Raw genomic sequence first — 14,992 nt, forward strand, 5'->3', positions numbered from 1 at the left:
GGTGCCGGGGCGTCTCGTGCCGCGCCCCGGCGGGCACTGCGCCTCACCAGCGGATGGCGAGGCCGATCAGGCCGGCATGGCTGGTGTAGCCGCTGCCGAACTGGCCATCGTAGCGCAGCATGAGGCTGGCGTGGGCGGACAGGTCCACCACGGCCCGTGCTCCGATCAGGGCGCTGTCGGGCTCTGAGGGTGCGTTCATGGCGAGCGTGCGCGCAGGCGCGAGGGCGAAGGCGACCGGGACCGAGCGGTCGTCTCCGCTCAGGACCGCCTGGTAGCGCGCCGAGGCGGCGAGTTCGAAGCCCTTGCCCTTGCGGACCACCTCCAGCCCCGCCGATCCGCGCCAGCGGTGCGCCTTCTGCGCACCGACGACGAGCCCCAGCGTATCGCTTTCGGTAAAACCGTCCGAATGGACCGAGACCAGATCGATCCCTGCCACCGGGCGCAGCGTCCACGGCCCGCTCTCAAAGCCGTAGCCCACCTCCAGCGCCGCCCCGGACACGCGAATGCCGTAGCGCGCGGCGGAGGAACCGACGATAGTGCGCGTGGTCTCGGCATGGCCCTTGCCGTAACTTGCCGCAAGCGCCGCGGTGAAGCCGCCGCTCTCGACCTGCAGCGCGGCCGCGCCCTCGGTCAGGGTGACGTCGCCGTTCTCCAGCGCGCCGGGCACATCAATGTCGAGCTTGCCGTGGTCCGCGCCCAGCGCCAGCGATATACCCGGCGCCAGTTGCAGGTTCACGCCAGCCGCGAAGCCATAGGCATCGCGCCGCCCGCGCTGGCGGACCTGGAAGCCATAACCTTCGGCCCAGCCCGCATTCACCGGCCTTGGCGCCGCGATCCGCGAGAGCATGCGCCCGCCAAGGTCGAACAGTCCCGATTGCACCTCGGCATGGATCTCGCCCACCGCAGCGACCTGCCCGGTGAGTTCGTAAGTTTCGCTCAGCGTGGTGGTGACGGTGTCGGTGCGCGACTGATTGATGGAGTAGACGGTATCCACATTGGTGTTCGTGTTTATCTGGCCGGCGTTGACGGTGTAGGCGGTCGCGCTTCCCGCGCTGCATGTGGGTGCCGTCGGGCCGGGCAGCGCCGATATCCCCGTGCACACGGTGCGCGCGCCAATGGTCGTGCTACCTGGCCCGACGACGATCTCCGCGCTGGTCGTTGCGGTCGGATTGCCCGCCAGCGAATAGACCGTGGTCGATGTGGTCGACGTCGTGGTGGTCGAGGCGGTACGGACCGGGTTGCCGATGATCACGCCGGGCCCACCCGCGGTGGTGATGGCTGCGCGCGCCGCGGTCACGCCGTTCTGGACGGCGGAGCTGGCAACGGCTTCGGTGAAGGTCTGGTTGTACAGCGGCTGTCCGCCCTCGATTTTCCCGATGATCCGCGTCTGGAAGGTGTCAATCCGGTTGGTCGTCGCGGTCGGCGCGAGCAAGACGATGCTTTCCGTAGTCGAGGCGGTCGCTGTGATGCCGGTCTGTTGGTCGAGAACCAAATAGACGTTGTTGGGATCATAGGTCAGTCGCGCGGTCGAATCCGGGTTCGTGGACAAGGCGGCGAATGTGCCCGTCACGCCGCCGGCGGCGTTGAGCAATGTGTAGGTGCCCTGTTCGAGGACCACGCCGGTCGCGAACGCCGCCACGCTGCCTGCCAGTGTCGCTGTGCCCGTCACGTTGACCCGGTCGTTGACCCCGTTGCCGATGTCGACCCGGAACAGGCTGCCGCTGTTGGCCACGAAGGTCAGGTCGCCATTGACGGTGAGCGTGCCGATCGCCCCGTCGCCGCCGGGCGAAAGCGTGCCGAACATGGTGAGGCCGCCGGTCGTGCCCGTGCCCTCCAGCCGCGCGCCGCCGTTGACGACGAAGGCGGTGCCGGAAAGGTCGCCGTTCACAACTGTCGTCCCGCCGAACAGCGAGAAATTGCCAGTGCTCCCGGTACCGCCGCCGCCAGTCAGGATCAGCTTGTTGGCGCCGATCTTGTCGAACACCGAAAAGCCGAAATACTGCTCGCCCGCTTGCGCCGCGCCGCCCTTGTTGATCAGGCTCCAGTCGAAGGTCATGTCGGCGCCGGAAGCGGTGTTGCCGAAGCTCAGGCGGTTGATGCCGCTACCGCCCAGAACCGTGCCATTGGTTACGCTGCCGGCGAAGATCGTGTAGCCCATGTTCGTCGTCGCCGCGCGCATGTCGATGGCGACACCGCCGGTGCCGGTGATCGTCCCCTGGTTGGAGATGAAGGTGCCCTGCGAGCCCGTGGCCCCGAGCACAGCGATACCGGTCGTACCCGAGATCGTCCCCATATTGTTGACGACCACCGCCCCGCGCCCCTGGATCGCGGTGGTATTGTCAGCGATCAGGCTGCCGTTATTGGTGACCTGCGTCTGGCTAGATGGCTGGTCGAGGAAGTAGACCGCCGCGGCATTGCCGGTGCCGCTCGTATGCACCTGCGCGCCGGCGTCCAGTGTCAGGCGTCCGGCGAATGCGCCGAACACGATCCCGGCTGCATCCTTGCCGCTGGTATCAATCCGCCCGGTGCCGTTCACGGCGATGGTGTTCGCCGTCGCCGAACTCGATCCGCCAAGCGCGGCGACGCCGGAGGCCCCCGCGCCCGTAGTCATGGTCGAGCCTGCGACCGTGATCGAATTGCTTGGCCCCTGCCCGAAGATGCCCAGCGCGTTGGCCCCGCTGGTGGTGATCGAGCCGGTGGTTCCGAGCAGGATCGAGGCATTGCCGCCGGTCGCGGTCAGCGTCTGCACCGCGCCGGTGCCCGCTCCGACATCGCCGGTCATGGAGATCGAGCCGGAAACATCGATGAGACCCGTGCCGGCAGTGGTCAGGTAGATGCCCTGGGCGTTGGTTGATATGCTGCCGCCGTCACGCAACATGATGCTGGCCCCCGGGCCGGAATAGCTGACGCCGATGCCGCGTGCGGTGATCGAACCCGCAATATCGACCTGGCTACTCTCGGTAGCGCTGCCGCTGGTGGTACTGATGCCAATGCCGCCGCCGTTGGCGGTAGTGATGCGGCTGCCCGCGGCCATGGTCACGTTCGCGCCCTCGCCCAGACGGATGACCGGGAAGCCGGTTGTACCGGCGAGCGAAATCGCGGACCCGGCGAGCATGTTCACAGTGACATTGCGGGGCAGCGTGGTCGCGTCAGCGGTAGTCAGCGGCCCGATCCCGGCGGTGTCCGGGTTGGACGCAGAGGTATCGCAGGTTACGGTTTCGCCATCTGCCGGCAGATTGTTGGAACACCGCGCAAACGCGGCCTGACTGGTGGAAATTCCGAACAAGGCGACCGTCGTCAATAACGCGGATCGTTTCAAATATATCATGATGGCACCCCCTCAGTCGCAAGACAAAAGGCTTAGGCGTCATCGACGGAATAACGGGATCAGGCCAAATCACCGTTTTTCGATACATAAGGCTAAATTTGAGACAGCCGATGTCCATCAGGGCTAGTATCATCGGCTCTGTTGCGAACTTTCGTCCGGATGCCTGCTGCCGGTTTGGTCGACACCGAGACAAGGCGTTTTCACCTATCGGAGAGCAGGAATGCAGAGAAGGAAGTTCAGTCGCGCGTTCAAGCTCGAGGCGGTAAGATGGGTCCGTGGGCGGGGTATTGCTGTTGCGCAGACTGCCCGTGGTCTGGATATGCACGAGAATGGGCTGCGCATATGGGTTCAGGAGTTTTCCGCCGATCCGGTGCAGGCCTTTCCCGGCAACGGTCAGATGAAGCCGGAGCAGTTGGAGATAGAGCAGCTGCGCCGCGAACCGGCCAAGCTGAAGGCGGAAAGAGACATACCAAAAAAAGCCGCCGCCTAATCCGCGAGGGACTCGATATGAAGTTCAGCTTTTAGAGCCCGTTCCGAAATTTGTTGAGCAATACCAGCATGTTGTGATTCACGCCGTCCTGCGAGAGATGGAGTGAACGATGGCATGGACTGGGAAACCACCATTGCATCATCCACGGCATGGGCCACCATCGCCTCCATCCGCATGCTCACCCGCAGAACTGCAAGGTACTGCTACAGTCGAGAAACTTCCGAGTCAGGCACTTAGCCAGCATCGCATCGAGCGACTTCAGGCCGGGATCGTCGCTGGAGGAAGGGGCGCCCGACGCCGCCGATTGGTCCGGCTCGCCAGACACCGCGTCGATTTCATCGTGGAAGATCAGCGGCAGGCCGGTGATGCACAGCATCAGCAGGAAAAGCGTGCAGATCAGGCTGGTCCATTTATGGACGAGGTACCAGGCGCGGATGGTGCCACGTGTCATTACGAAGCGGTTCATTTCTACTAATGCGACCTATTCGCGATAGCGGCATCTTCGCGAGCACTCAATAGCGCGGAGAAATTTTGACGCGCCTGTGTGCGAAGATCAGGTGTTTTGCTCCATTGAAGGTTTTGAGCGTGCACCTGCCTTTCGGCATACAGTCAGAGAATGATAAGAATGTCCCAGGATCAGCCTTGAGGCCATATCCCCAGCGTAGCTCCAAAACCTCTGAACCGAACATTGAAGATGCGATTGACTCGCATTATACGATTGGCTTAAGCGATCCCCGTTCACGGGGGCCTTATGAAGCAACATTATCTTTTTTCCGCGTCGCTGTTTGCTGCACTGGCAACTTCTTCTGCCGTAGCGGCGAACGAAACACCATCTTCGGACGATCAGAATGAGATCATCGTCACCGGCGAAAAGGCGGCCCGGAGCCTGCAGAAGACGACCGCTTCGGTCAGTGTGACCTCTGAAAGGAAACTGACCGAAGAAAATATCCTGACCATCCAGGACGTCTACAACCGGACGGCCAATGTGTCCGAAACCTATGGTTCCTCGGGTTTCTCGATCCGTGGCATCGACCAGCGGGGCGTTTCGGGGGGTGGTGACGCGGCGACAGCGACCGTGTTCGTCGATGGCGCGCCGGTGCCGCAGGATGTGCTGTCGAACGGACCCACCGACATGTGGGATGTGGCGCAGGTGGAGATTTTCCGCGGGCCACAATCGACCATCCAGGGTCTCAATGCGCTGGCTGGCGCGGTGCATATCCGTACCCAAGACCCGACTTTCAACTGGACCGTGAAGGCCCGCGCGCTGGTCTCCTCCTTCGACACCTCGCAGTTCGCCGTCGCTGGGGGCGGCCCGCTGGTGCCGGGCGAACTCGCCTTCCGCGTTGCGGCCGAGAAGCGGGATTCGGATGGCTATATCCGCAATGTCACGCGCAATGCACCGGAAAGCCCGGTCGATTCCACATCGATCAGGAGCAAGCTGCTGTGGACGCCTTCCGCCCTTCCAGGTTTTGAGGCGCGCCTGAGCTACCATCATTTCGAAACGAAGGGTGGCTATCTCTTCACTTATGTCGATGCGACGGTACCCGACTATTTCGATAATCGCACCAACCCGTCGGATTACCCCAACAGCAGCGATGTCGACAACGATCAGGTAACGCTGGACCTGCGCTATGATCTGGGCGGCGGCCTGTCGCTCAGCACGCTCGGTACCTGGACCGATACCGACTTCACCCGAAAATATGATGGCGACTCATCGGCCGCCAGCATCGCCTACAGCGATATCGCGGGCGGGGCGGAAATATTCACCCAGGAACTGCGCCTCAATTATGAAGGCGATCGGCTGAGCGGCCTTGCCGGACTGTTCTACTATAATCGCGACCAATATCGGCGTTCGCATCAGGTGACCTTGGTGCCGACGCCCGGCCCGACCATCGCGAACCTGTTGACCCCCGCATTGGGTGCTCAGACAGCGACGCAGGTCGCGACCCTCTACACCGCCGCGCTACCCAACATTCCGGTGGATTACACGTCAGATTTTCCGACCAAGGTCGAGACGATGGCCCTGTTCGCCGACGCGCGCTATCGGCTGACCGGCCGGCTCTCGCTGCTTGGCGGCTTCCGTTATGATCGCGAACGCAACAAGATCGGCGGCGAGGCGAATGCGCGCTTCGTCGGTACGTTGCCGAACCCGGCGGACTATGGCCCGCTGGCGCCAGCCTTCGTCGGCGTCAATGCTGCCGTGCTTGGGCTCGTGGCCGATGCCAATGGCTCCGCCCCTGCCGGCACGCGCACCTTCAACGCTTTCCTGCCCAAGGCGGGTGTGGAAATGGCCTGGACACCCGACATCGCCACGGCCTTTGTCGCGCAGCGTGGCTATCGCTCTGGGGGCAGCGGTTTCAACACCGCCCGATCGCAGCTCTTTCCCTATGATCCGGAATTTACCTGGAACTATGAACTGTCGCTGCGCTCTGCCTGGCTCGATGGTCGCCTGACCGTCAATGCCAACGCCTTCTACATCGACTGGACCGACCAGCAGACCACAGCGAACTTCGGCAACGGTCTCTATGACACCCATACCGTCAACGCCGGCAAGTCGCATCTCTACGGCTTCGAACTGGAGTTGGGGCATCGAGTCTCGCCCGCGTTCGACTGGTATGCGAGCGTCGGGCATACGCGCACGAAGTTCGACAGCTTCGTGACCGATGTGGGGTCCATTACCGATCTGTCGGGCCTGGAATTCCCTTACGCCCCGAGATGGACCTTGGCGGGCGGCGCCAATATGCGGTTCGGCGGCGGCTTCAACGCCAATATCAACGCGAGCTATCGCAGCGCGGTCTACACGGACGTGGCCATCCCGCAGGCAGATAACCGGGTCGGCGCGCGCACGCTGGTCAACGCCCGCATCGGCTACGAGACCAAGCATTGGAGCCTGTCGCTGTTCGCGAACAACCTGTTCGACGAGAAGTACGACCAGTATCTCAACAGCTTCACCAACTTCGCCGTCATCGGTGCACCGCGCAGCGTGGGCGTCATCCTGGAAGCCGGCTTTTGAGCCCCGTAACGCCCCTCGCCGCGATGGCGCTCATTCTCGGCAGCTCTGCTGCCGGCGCCTGGATGCTGCGCCGCGCCTGGAGCCGCAAGGCCGGCAAGGCGCCGTGGCGATGGGCAGGGCTTTGCATGCTCTTGCTCGCGATCATCGTTGCCGCCTCAATGCTGGGCAAAGGACGCGGAACATTCACGGCCATCACGCTGATGGGCGTCGCCGGACTCAGCGTGGTCGCTTCTGGCTACACCATGAGGCCCCCCAAGGCAGGTCGCGCGGCGCGGGATGGCTTGGCGCCCGAACCGGCGGAGCGGGCGCCAAGCGCGTGGCGCACCACGTTGCGTTGGTCGCTGGCCGGGCCGATCGGCATGGTGGCGGCGATGAGCCTGGGCATCAGCTATGCCGTCTGGGCGCCGGGCGAGGCGCAGACGCGGCTCCTGATCGGTGGGCTGATCGTGCCGCTGGCCTGGGGCGGTGCCATGGCCTGGACCCTGGCCGATAGCCGTATCCGGCGCGCGACAGCCGTTTTGGTGGGAACTGCCATTGCCGGCTTCGGCGCAGCCATGCTCAGGGGATTTACATGACGAAGGGAACAAAGGGCACCGGCTTTCCATCGGCTGATCTCGTGCGCGCCGTGCTCAAGGGACATAGCGGCCTCGGCCTTGCCTTTGCCGCGCTGCTGTATCTCATATGCCTGACCGGAACGATCGCGGTTTTCGCCAATGAATTCCAGCGCTGGGAGAACCCGGCAGCGGAGCATATGGAAACGATGTCCGGGGAGGCTGCCCAGGCCGCCTATCGCACCGCGCTGGACCGCGCGGAAGGGCCGGTCGAGCATGTGCTCATCATCATGCCGAGCGAGGATCGCCCCTGGCCGACCATTCGGGTCGATGCCAAGGATGGGAGCCAGACAAGCTGGGTTGCTGACAACTCCGGGCGCATCACGGGCAAGGTTCGCGAGAGCTGGACGAAGTTCCTGACGCGCCTGCACATCAATCTCCATCTGCCGCGAAGCTGGGGCGGTTTCATCGTCGGCCTGGCCGGGGTTGCCCTGCTCTCTTCGCTCATCTCGGGCGTGCTGGCACATCCGCGCATCTTTCGCGACGCGTTCCACCTTCGGCTGGGCGGTTCGCGGCGGTTGCAGGAGGCCGACATTCACAACCGCATCGGTGTGTGGGGGCTGCCCTTCCACCTGATCGTATCTCTGACCGGCGCACTGCTTGGTCTCAGCACCATCATCATCGGCGCGCTCGGAATGGCGGTGTTCCAGGGCGACACGGCCAAGGTCTATGCCATCTTCACGCCCCCTCATCCGGCAGAGGACGCGCGGCCCGCCCCACCGCTCGACCTGCGCCCAATGTTCACGCAGATAGCCGCGCGGGCGCCGCGCGGGCGCATCAGCTATCTCGCGGTCGAGCATCCCGCCGAAGTGGGTGGCGCTGCCATGTTCGAGGTAGACGATGGATCGTCCCGGCTCGCCAATGCGGACAGCTATGCTTTCGATCGCCAGGGCAAGCTCTATCATCAGCAGAAGGCAGCTGAAAACAATGCGGGTCAGCAGATACTGGGTTCGCTTGGGCCCCTGCACTTTGGCTGGTTCGGCGGCGGCATCATTAAGATCGCTTGTTCTCTGCTGGGCCTCGGGCTCACCTATCTCGCGGCCGGCGGCGTTACCATCTGGCTGGCGCGCAGGCGGGACAAGGGCCGGCCCGCACCCGGGTGGGAGCGGGTGTGGACCGCCCTCGTCTGGGGACAGCCAGTCGCGCTGACCGGCGCCGCGTTCACGGCACTTTTTACGTCGTCGGTCACGCCGTTGATTTGGGTGTGGGCCGCCATAAGCATCGGCGCTCTTGCTGCCGCCGGTCTTTTCCGCCCCGCCACTTTATCGCGGATCGGTAGCGCCATCACGGGCACGTTGTTGATAGTCCTGGCCACGGCTCATCCCACCTTCCTGGGGACAGGCGACAGCATGGCCCTGATCGTCGATGGCGCCCTCGCACTGATCGGGTTCATTTTGCTGGCAATCCTTGTCCTCAGAATCTCGGTGGTCAAAAAGATGTCCCGACTGAACGCCGACGAGCCCGATCGTGGAGACTTGACGGTACGCGTTTGACGAATGGAGATATTTTATGCGGCGCTTGGCTTCAGTCCTTCCGTTGTTGATGCCGTCTGCGGTGATTGCGCAGACCGGCGAGGATGCGCGCCCCCGGATTATCGTCTCCAGCGCCGCGACGATCCCCAGCCCTCCTGATCGCGCGGTTGTCAGCTTCTCCGTTCATGGCGAGGGCACGACCAGTGACGAGGCCGTGCGCGCCATGGTGGCGAAGCGGGACGTGATCGAGAAGGGACTGGCAAGTATCTCAGCGGGATCCGACATACGCGCCGCGCAGATGGGGATAGCCGAGGTGCGAGGGCGTGAATGCAATCGCAACACATACGGCAATCCGCGCCTGTCGACCGGCGAATGCGCCATCATTGGCTATACGGCCGATATCCAGATGGAGGTTCGCACGGCGGCCGTGAACGAGGCCGGCACGATGGTGTCGCTCGCTGGCCGTCTCGGCGCGACCAATCCCCGCATCGACCGCTTCTTTCTCGCCGAGGACAAGGAGATTCGCCGGCGCGGTGTCGCGCAGGCGCTGGCCGAAGCCAAGTTGCAGGCGGAAGCTATCGCTCGCGCCTCGGGCGTCAGGCTGGGCGGAGTCCTCAGCGTGTCCAATCTTAACTTCAATGGCCCCGGCCCGTATGACGATATAGTTGTCACGGCGCAGCATGCCAGCGCGCCGCCACCACCTCCACCCCCGCCGCCCGTTGCGGTCGGACTGAAACCCCGCGCGATCGAAACGCAGGTAAAGGTACAGGTCGTCTACGCGATCCAACCCTGAGGGTGGGCTATCGCGATTGTCGGCATTCGAGGAGCCGTCGCCACTTCTTAGCCGAAAAATTTGCAGGGCAAAGGGCGGCGGCAGTCGACCAATTTACGACCTTTCGAGGCCGCGGCGAGAATGTCAGCTCATGGTCGAACAGCTGCCGTTCCGAAGGTTCGTCCTGGACAAGCGCTTCGTCCCCGTTGCGTTTTGGAGCCGTTCGCGGGACTATTGAGATAGAACGAAAGCGCAGACGTGTGCGCGACAGCAAAAGCATAGTCAAATGCCGGAAGGGAGAGTGCCTGAACGCGGAGGATTTTGCCAAAGAAGGGGGCAACATGACCGATCGTTCCAGAGCGCCGCTCGAAAAGTTTCGGACACCGGCACCTCTCAAATTGTCGGCCCTCTGGGCGTCGGTCATGTTCTGCTACGTCTATGGCGACTATTTCGGCTTGTACATTCCCGGTAAGCTTGCCGAAGTTTCCGCTGGCCGGATGGGCTTCGGGGAGGTGACGCCCGGCAAGCTGATCCTCGTCGCGATCATGATGGCCGTGCCGGGTCTGATGATCGCGCTGTCGCTTCTGCTTCCACCTGGGATTAGCCGCGCGCTCAACCTGCTTTTCGGTATTGGTTACACGGCCATCATGCTGCTGACCATGTCCGGAGGCGCGCCGCCCTTCTATCTCACGCTGGGGGCAATCGAAGTCGTGCTGACCCTGGCAATCGTGACCTATGCGTGGACATGGCCGCGCAGCAAGGGGGGCTTGGCCAATGTCGACGCCTGAGCGTTCCTTGGTGTCGCAGAAGCACGCGCGCCTCGCTGGCCTTTGCTATCTTGTAACCATAGCCGCAGGACTGTTTGCTGAGATCGGGACACGCGGCGCGGTGATCGTACACGGCGATCCCGGTGCCACCACCGCGAAAATCTCGGCCAATCTCACGCTCTACCGGATGGGCGAAGCCGCCGATGTCGCGATGTTGATCTGCTATCTCATGGTCACGGTCTTGCTCTACGGCCTGTTCCGCGAAGGTGGGCGACAGCTCTCGGCAATCGCCGCTATGTTCAGTATCACGGGAATCGCGATCCTTGGAGCTACAGGCATCTTTCACCTCGCGCCGCTTGCACTCCTCGAATCCGGACTGCCTCCAGATGAGCGCGCTGCGCTGATCGGCCTTTCGCTCGATCTTCATGGCGATCTCTACGGTGTGAGCCTGGTCTTCTTCGGCATATATTGCCTGTTAATCGGCGTCCTGGCGATGCGAAGCCGACAAGTGCCGCACGTTGTCGCTGCCTTGATGATGGTAGGAGGCGCCTGCCATCTCGTCACCAAGTTGATGCTGATCATGGTGCCCGAAATCGCGCATGCAATCCCCCGCTTCGTCAATATGATGCCTCTTCTGGGTGAGATGGCTCTTGCGGCATGGCTGACCATCTTCGGCGTGCGCCGCCCGATTGGCGGGCTTAACGCCTCCTGACTGCCTGACCTGCGGCTGTGTTGCCTATCACACCCCTCGCCTAGCGTTGACCCAACGCCTCCACGCAACGATGGCCGCCACGTGGCTGGTCTCGAGTCCTTGAGTCTTCGATTGAACACGCGGCATCGACTTTGACCATTGCAAGCGAGACTAACCGCAACGTCTCACAATCCGGCGTTCGCTCTCGGGTAAAATGACCGAAAGCCGGCAATTGTTAGAGGAGCCGCCGTTCGCTCTACGGGAAGCTGTCGGTTTGCCCTCGGCAACGGGGCGTTGCAGAGATCACGCAGCTTCTGTGTCTCGACCGCTCTGTTTGCAAATCTCGACAACGAGCCCGCGCAACCAGCGATGGCCCGCGTCTGCGTCCATTCGGGGATGCCACATCGCCGAAATTGCAATTTCAGGGGTCGGCACGGGAAGTTTGAAGCTCGCAAAATTCGCGTGCATCTGTGCCGAACCAGCGTCGCCAATCGTAAAACACGAACGCGGCACCAGCGCCACCAGATCGGATTGCTCCGCGATGCGCATCGCATCGCCAAAGCCGGGCACGACCACCGCCACATTCCGATTCAATCCGAGTCCCTCCAAAGCGACGTCAACCGGTCCTGTGAAGGTGCCTCTGCGGGACGCCACCACATGCTTGCAGGCCGCGTATCGCTCGGGCGTTACAGGCGCTGTGAGCAGCGGATGTCCTCGGCGAAGGCGGTGGTGTAGGTCATGCCCAGAACGCGTTGATACCATTCCACCGTCTCCTTCGCGTCGTTGCAGCGATAGGCGACATGGTGGATGCGCTTGAGTTCCGGCGCCTGGGTCATGCCGGTTCTCCCACATGGAGCGCGCCGCGCTGCAACTGGTCGCGCTCGATGCTCTGGAACAGGGCGGTGAAATTGCCCTCGCCAAAGCCTTCGTCCTTCTTGCGCTGAATGAACTCGAAGAACACCGGGCCGATCTGCGGCTGCGCGAATATCTGGAGCAGCAGGCGCGGATCGCCGTCGGCCGTCGATCCGTCGAGCAGGATGCCGCGCGCCTGCAATTCGCCGACCGGCTCGCCATGGCCGGGCAGCCGTTCATCCAGCATCTCATAATAGGTGGCGGGCGGCGGCGCCATCAACGGCACGCCCAGCGCCTTGAGCCTGTCCCACGCGGCGATCAGGTCATCGCACAGCAACGCGATATGCTGGATGCCCTCGCCGTTGTAAGCGCGCAGGAACTCCTCGATCTGGCCGCCGCCCGCCTTGCCTTCCTCGTTCAAGGGGATGCGGATCTTGCCGTCGGGCGCGGTCATCGCCTTGCTGGTGAGACCGGTATATTCGCCCTTGATGTCGAAATATCGGATTTCGCGGAAGCCGAAGACGCGCTCGTAGAAGCGCGCCCAATGGGCCATGCGCCCGCCATAGACATTATGCGTCAGGTGATCGATGATCTTGAAGCCCGCGCCTTCCGGGCGCCGATCGACACCGGGCTCGTAGACGAAATCGATGTCGTAGATCGACAGGCCGCCGCGCTCGTCCTCGTAGCGGTCGATCAGATAGATGATCGAGCCGCCGATGCCGCGCACGGCGGGCAGGCGCAGTTCCATCGGGCCGGTACGCACTTCGACCGGCTCTGCGCCGCGCTCGATGGCGAGCGCATAGGCTTTCGCCGCGTCATTGACTCGCCAGCCCATGCCGCAGGCGGACGCGCCATGTTCGGCGGCGAAATAGGCGGCAGGGCTGCGCGGCTCGTAGTTGGCGATCAGGTTGATGCCGCCCTGTCGCCAAAGCTGCACGTCCTTGGAGCGGTGCCGGGCGATCAGGGAAAAGCCCATGGCGGCGAAGACCGGCTCCAGCAGGCCCTTGTCCGGCGCGCTGAACTCCACGAACTCGAAGCCGTCAAGGCCGATGGGGTTGTCGAACAGGGGCATATCGTCTTCCTCTCGAAGTTGCATTAGCTGGCGACGCCGTTGGTCACCGGGATCAGGGCGCCATGGATGGCGCGAGCGGCAGGCGAGACCAGGAAGGACGCCACTTCAGCGATGGCGTCGGGATGGGTCCAGCTCGACGGATCGGCATCGGGCATCGCGGCCCGGTTGGCCGGCGTGTCGATGATCGATGGCAGCAGCGTGTTGATGCGGATGTGGCTTTCGTCCAGTTCCGCCGCGAGGCTCTGGGTCAGCCGGGCGACGGCGGACTTGGACGCTGCGTAGGGGGCCATACCGGCACCGCTCGGTTCCGCCGCGGCGGCGCCGATCGTCACGATCGCACCGTTCGCCTCCACGCATGGGAGCGCCGATTTCACGACGTTGAGCGTGGTCTCGAGGTTCCTGCGGAACAAGGCCCGTCACAGGTCGGCATTGCCTTGCGCAACCGGTCGCCAATCGAAAGCCCCGGCGAGGTGGAGGACGCGGTCGAGACTGCCCGGGGCCTCTACGGCCGCGCCGACGGATCGCTCGGCTGCATCGGCATCGGCGAGATCGTCGCAAGCGATCGATCGCGGTTGATTGGAAACAGCGCTGCGAACGATGTGCACAACCTCGTGACCCTGCCGTTCCAGAAGCGCGGCGGTCGCTGACCCGAGAACACCCGCCGCGCCGGTGATAATGAGCTTCATGCGGACACTTCCTGCGGCGCGGAAGGATCGGAAGCGCTGTTGCCCCGGTAGCCCGGCAGGTGGGGAAGCACCCCGTCCACGAAACGGCTGAGATTGGTCTGGTTGAGGCCGGCTATATTGATCCGGCCATCGGCCGGCATGTAGATGCCATGCGTGCGCCGGACGGTGGCGATGGCATCGGCATGGATGGGAAGCCGGGAGAAAAGGCCGCGTTGCGTCGCGATCGGCGCCAGAAGGGGGTCAGCCGATGCAAGACCTTGCCGGACTATCTGGAGCCGACGACGCATGTCGGCGAGTTCATCCTCCCAGTCAGTTCGGAGAGCGGGATTATCGAGGATCGTCCGGACAACGGCAGCACCATGATCCGGGGGCATCGACCACAGGCTGCGGGCAATCGTCAGCGCGTTGGTCCGGGCCAGTTCCAACGATGACTCGGTTCCCGAATGGATGAATAGGGCACCCACCCGATCGCGATAGACCGCGAAATTCTTGTCGCAACTATAAGCCAGCAGCGCGTCTGGCACTGCTGCCAGCATGTGCCTCGCGCCTTGCGCATCTTCCTCCATCCCATCGCCAAGACCCTGATAGGCCAGATCGATGAAGGGGATTATGCCACGCTGGAGGCACAGGCCGGCCAGGGCCATCCATTGTTCTTGCGAAAACTGCGTGCCGGTCGGGTTATGGCAGCACCCATGCAGCAGCAGCATGTCGCCGGCCCGCGCCTCCGTCAGCGCGGAGACCATGGCGTCGAAATCGATATCCCCGCCGGTTGCGCCCAGATAGCGATGGGTTCGCACCTGTAGCCCGGCTTCGCGGAAAATCGGCGCGTGGTTCGGCCATGTCGGCTCGCCGATCCAGACCCGCGCGTCCGGTCGTGCTCGCGCCAGCAACTCGGCGCCGACACGCAATGCCCCGGTGCCGCCGGGGGTCTGCAGCCCGAAGCAGCGCGTGCCGAGCCGGTTGCTGCCGGATACCAACTGCCATAGCAGCTGCGCGAAACGCTGGTCGCCCTCGGCCCCGAGGTAGGACTTGCTGGCTTGCTCGGAAAGAAGGACGGCTTCGGCGTCCTTCACCGCGCGCATGACGGGGGTGTCGCCTGCTTCGCTGCGATAGACGCCAACGCCGACGTCGATCTTGTCGGCACGCGGGTCGGCGCGATACTGCGCGATCAGCGCCAGAAGCGCGTCGGGCTTTTGCGACTGGAGGCCCGCGAATGCGTCAGAGGAAACCTTCATGCT

General features: G+C 63.5%; 13 protein-coding genes and 3 pseudogenes. 8 read left to right on the forward strand and 8 right to left on the reverse strand.

Features of this window, described 5'->3' with window-relative positions:
• Positions 1 to 43: 43 nt before the first annotated feature.
• Positions 44 to 3,328, reverse strand: a complete 3,285-nt coding sequence (locus tag J3E64_RS07100; protein ID WP_253341418.1) for an autotransporter domain-containing protein — start codon at positions 3,326 to 3,328, stop codon at positions 44 to 46.
• A 220-nt stretch (positions 3,329 to 3,548) separates the two neighbouring features.
• Here J3E64_RS07100 and J3E64_RS07105 point away from each other — a divergent pair.
• Positions 3,549 to 3,850 (forward strand): annotated as a pseudogene (locus J3E64_RS07105) (transposase); the annotation flags it as partial.
• A gap of 85 nt (positions 3,851 to 3,935) precedes the next feature.
• Positions 3,936 to 4,025, forward strand: a pseudogene (locus J3E64_RS07110) (IS5/IS1182 family transposase); the annotation flags it as partial.
• Here the strand turns inward: J3E64_RS07110 and J3E64_RS07115 are convergent.
• Positions 3,997 to 4,284 (reverse strand): PepSY domain-containing protein, encoded by a 288-nt coding sequence (locus J3E64_RS07115; protein ID WP_367398609.1) that lies wholly within the window; start codon positions 4,282 to 4,284, stop codon positions 3,997 to 3,999. The pseudogene J3E64_RS07110 and the gene J3E64_RS07115 sit on opposite strands and share 29 nt — an antisense overlap.
• A 285-nt stretch (positions 4,285 to 4,569) precedes the next feature.
• Between J3E64_RS07115 and J3E64_RS07120 the strand changes: the two genes are divergently transcribed.
• The 6 genes from J3E64_RS07120 to J3E64_RS07145 all read left to right on the forward strand — a co-directional run bounded on the left by J3E64_RS07120 (position 4,570) and on the right by J3E64_RS07145 (position 11,165).
• Positions 4,570 to 6,831: a TonB-dependent receptor gene (locus J3E64_RS07120; RefSeq protein ID WP_253341420.1), complete on the forward strand. Its 2,262-nt coding sequence runs from the start codon at positions 4,570 to 4,572 to the stop codon at positions 6,829 to 6,831.
• Positions 6,828 to 7,406 (forward strand): hypothetical protein, encoded by a 579-nt coding sequence (locus J3E64_RS07125; RefSeq protein WP_253341422.1) that lies wholly within the window; start codon positions 6,828 to 6,830, stop codon positions 7,404 to 7,406. Before J3E64_RS07120 ends, J3E64_RS07125 begins: the two co-directional genes overlap by 4 nt.
• Positions 7,403 to 8,935, forward strand: a complete 1,533-nt coding sequence (locus J3E64_RS07130; RefSeq protein WP_253341424.1) for a PepSY domain-containing protein — start codon at positions 7,403 to 7,405, stop codon at positions 8,933 to 8,935. Before J3E64_RS07125 ends, J3E64_RS07130 begins: the two co-directional genes overlap by 4 nt.
• 16 nt (positions 8,936 to 8,951) lie before the next feature.
• Entirely contained in the window at positions 8,952 to 9,707 is a 756-nt protein-coding gene (locus J3E64_RS07135; RefSeq protein WP_253341426.1) for an SIMPL domain-containing protein, read from the forward strand.
• 320 nt (positions 9,708 to 10,027) lie between these two features.
• Positions 10,028 to 10,474, forward strand: coding sequence for a DUF6326 family protein (locus J3E64_RS07140; protein WP_253341428.1), 447 nt, complete (start codon positions 10,028 to 10,030; stop codon positions 10,472 to 10,474).
• Positions 10,461 to 11,165, forward strand: a complete 705-nt coding sequence (locus J3E64_RS07145) for a DUF4386 domain-containing protein (RefSeq protein ID WP_253341429.1) — start codon at positions 10,461 to 10,463, stop codon at positions 11,163 to 11,165. Before J3E64_RS07140 ends, J3E64_RS07145 begins: the two co-directional genes overlap by 14 nt.
• Before the next feature lie 282 nt (positions 11,166 to 11,447).
• On the opposite strand, the gene J3E64_RS20820 is transcribed toward J3E64_RS07145, so the two are convergent.
• From J3E64_RS20820 to J3E64_RS07175, 6 genes and pseudogenes are all read right to left on the reverse strand, one after another.
• Positions 11,448 to 11,906, reverse strand: a complete 459-nt coding sequence (locus tag J3E64_RS20820) for a LysR substrate-binding domain-containing protein (RefSeq protein ID WP_367398610.1) — start codon at positions 11,904 to 11,906, stop codon at positions 11,448 to 11,450.
• Positions 11,855 to 11,980 (reverse strand): annotated as a pseudogene (locus tag J3E64_RS07155) (VOC family protein); the annotation flags it as partial. The pseudogene J3E64_RS07155 and the gene J3E64_RS20820, both read right to left, overlap by 52 nt.
• Positions 11,977 to 13,068 carry a 4-hydroxyphenylpyruvate dioxygenase gene (hppD, locus tag J3E64_RS07160; RefSeq protein WP_253341433.1) on the reverse strand — a complete coding sequence of 364 codons (1,092 nt, stop codon included), beginning with the start codon at positions 13,066 to 13,068 and terminating at the stop codon, positions 11,977 to 11,979. The pseudogene J3E64_RS07155 and the gene hppD, both read right to left, overlap by 4 nt.
• A gap of 23 nt (positions 13,069 to 13,091) precedes the next feature.
• Complete coding sequence (locus tag J3E64_RS07165; protein WP_253341435.1) at positions 13,092 to 13,478, reverse strand: SDR family oxidoreductase; 387 nt, start codon at positions 13,476 to 13,478, stop codon at positions 13,092 to 13,094.
• Positions 13,479 to 13,484: 6 nt separating this feature from the next.
• Entirely contained in the window at positions 13,485 to 13,754 is a 270-nt protein-coding gene (locus J3E64_RS07170) for an NAD-dependent epimerase/dehydratase family protein (protein ID WP_253341437.1), read from the reverse strand.
• Entirely contained in the window at positions 13,751 to 14,989 is a 1,239-nt protein-coding gene (locus tag J3E64_RS07175) for an amino acid aminotransferase (protein WP_253341439.1), read from the reverse strand. The genes J3E64_RS07170 and J3E64_RS07175 overlap by 4 nt, the downstream gene beginning before the upstream one ends.
• Positions 14,990 to 14,992 lie beyond the last annotated feature (3 nt).

This window comes from Sphingobium sp. OAS761 (genome assembly GCF_024168485.1).
Lineage (GTDB): Bacteria > Pseudomonadota > Alphaproteobacteria > Sphingomonadales > Sphingomonadaceae > Sphingobium.

What these genes read in the sequence shown, in the direction of transcription:
- J3E64_RS07100 (WP_253341418.1), bottom strand. Translation starts at nt 3,328, where the DNA reads ATGATATATTTGAAACGATCCGCGTTATTGACGACGGTCGCCTTGTTC.
- J3E64_RS07115 (WP_367398609.1), bottom strand. Translation starts at nt 4,284, where the DNA reads ATGAACCGCTTCGTAATGACACGTGGCACCATCCGCGCCTGGTACCTC.
- J3E64_RS07120 (WP_253341420.1), top strand. Translation starts at nt 4,570, where the DNA reads ATGAAGCAACATTATCTTTTTTCCGCGTCGCTGTTTGCTGCACTGGCA.
- J3E64_RS07130 (WP_253341424.1), top strand. Translation starts at nt 7,403, where the DNA reads ATGACGAAGGGAACAAAGGGCACCGGCTTTCCATCGGCTGATCTCGTG.
- J3E64_RS07135 (WP_253341426.1), top strand. Translation starts at nt 8,952, where the DNA reads ATGCGGCGCTTGGCTTCAGTCCTTCCGTTGTTGATGCCGTCTGCGGTG.
- J3E64_RS07140 (WP_253341428.1), top strand. Translation starts at nt 10,028, where the DNA reads ATGACCGATCGTTCCAGAGCGCCGCTCGAAAAGTTTCGGACACCGGCA.
- J3E64_RS07145 (WP_253341429.1), top strand. Translation starts at nt 10,461, where the DNA reads ATGTCGACGCCTGAGCGTTCCTTGGTGTCGCAGAAGCACGCGCGCCTC.
- J3E64_RS20820 (WP_367398610.1), bottom strand. Translation starts at nt 11,906, where the DNA reads ATGGTATCAACGCGTTCTGGGCATGACCTACACCACCGCCTTCGCCGA.
- hppD (WP_253341433.1), bottom strand. Translation starts at nt 13,068, where the DNA reads ATGCCCCTGTTCGACAACCCCATCGGCCTTGACGGCTTCGAGTTCGTG.
- J3E64_RS07170 (WP_253341437.1), bottom strand. Translation starts at nt 13,754, where the DNA reads ATGAAGCTCATTATCACCGGCGCGGCGGGTGTTCTCGGGTCAGCGACC.
- J3E64_RS07175 (WP_253341439.1), bottom strand. Translation starts at nt 14,989, where the DNA reads ATGAAGGTTTCCTCTGACGCATTCGCGGGCCTCCAGTCGCAAAAGCCC.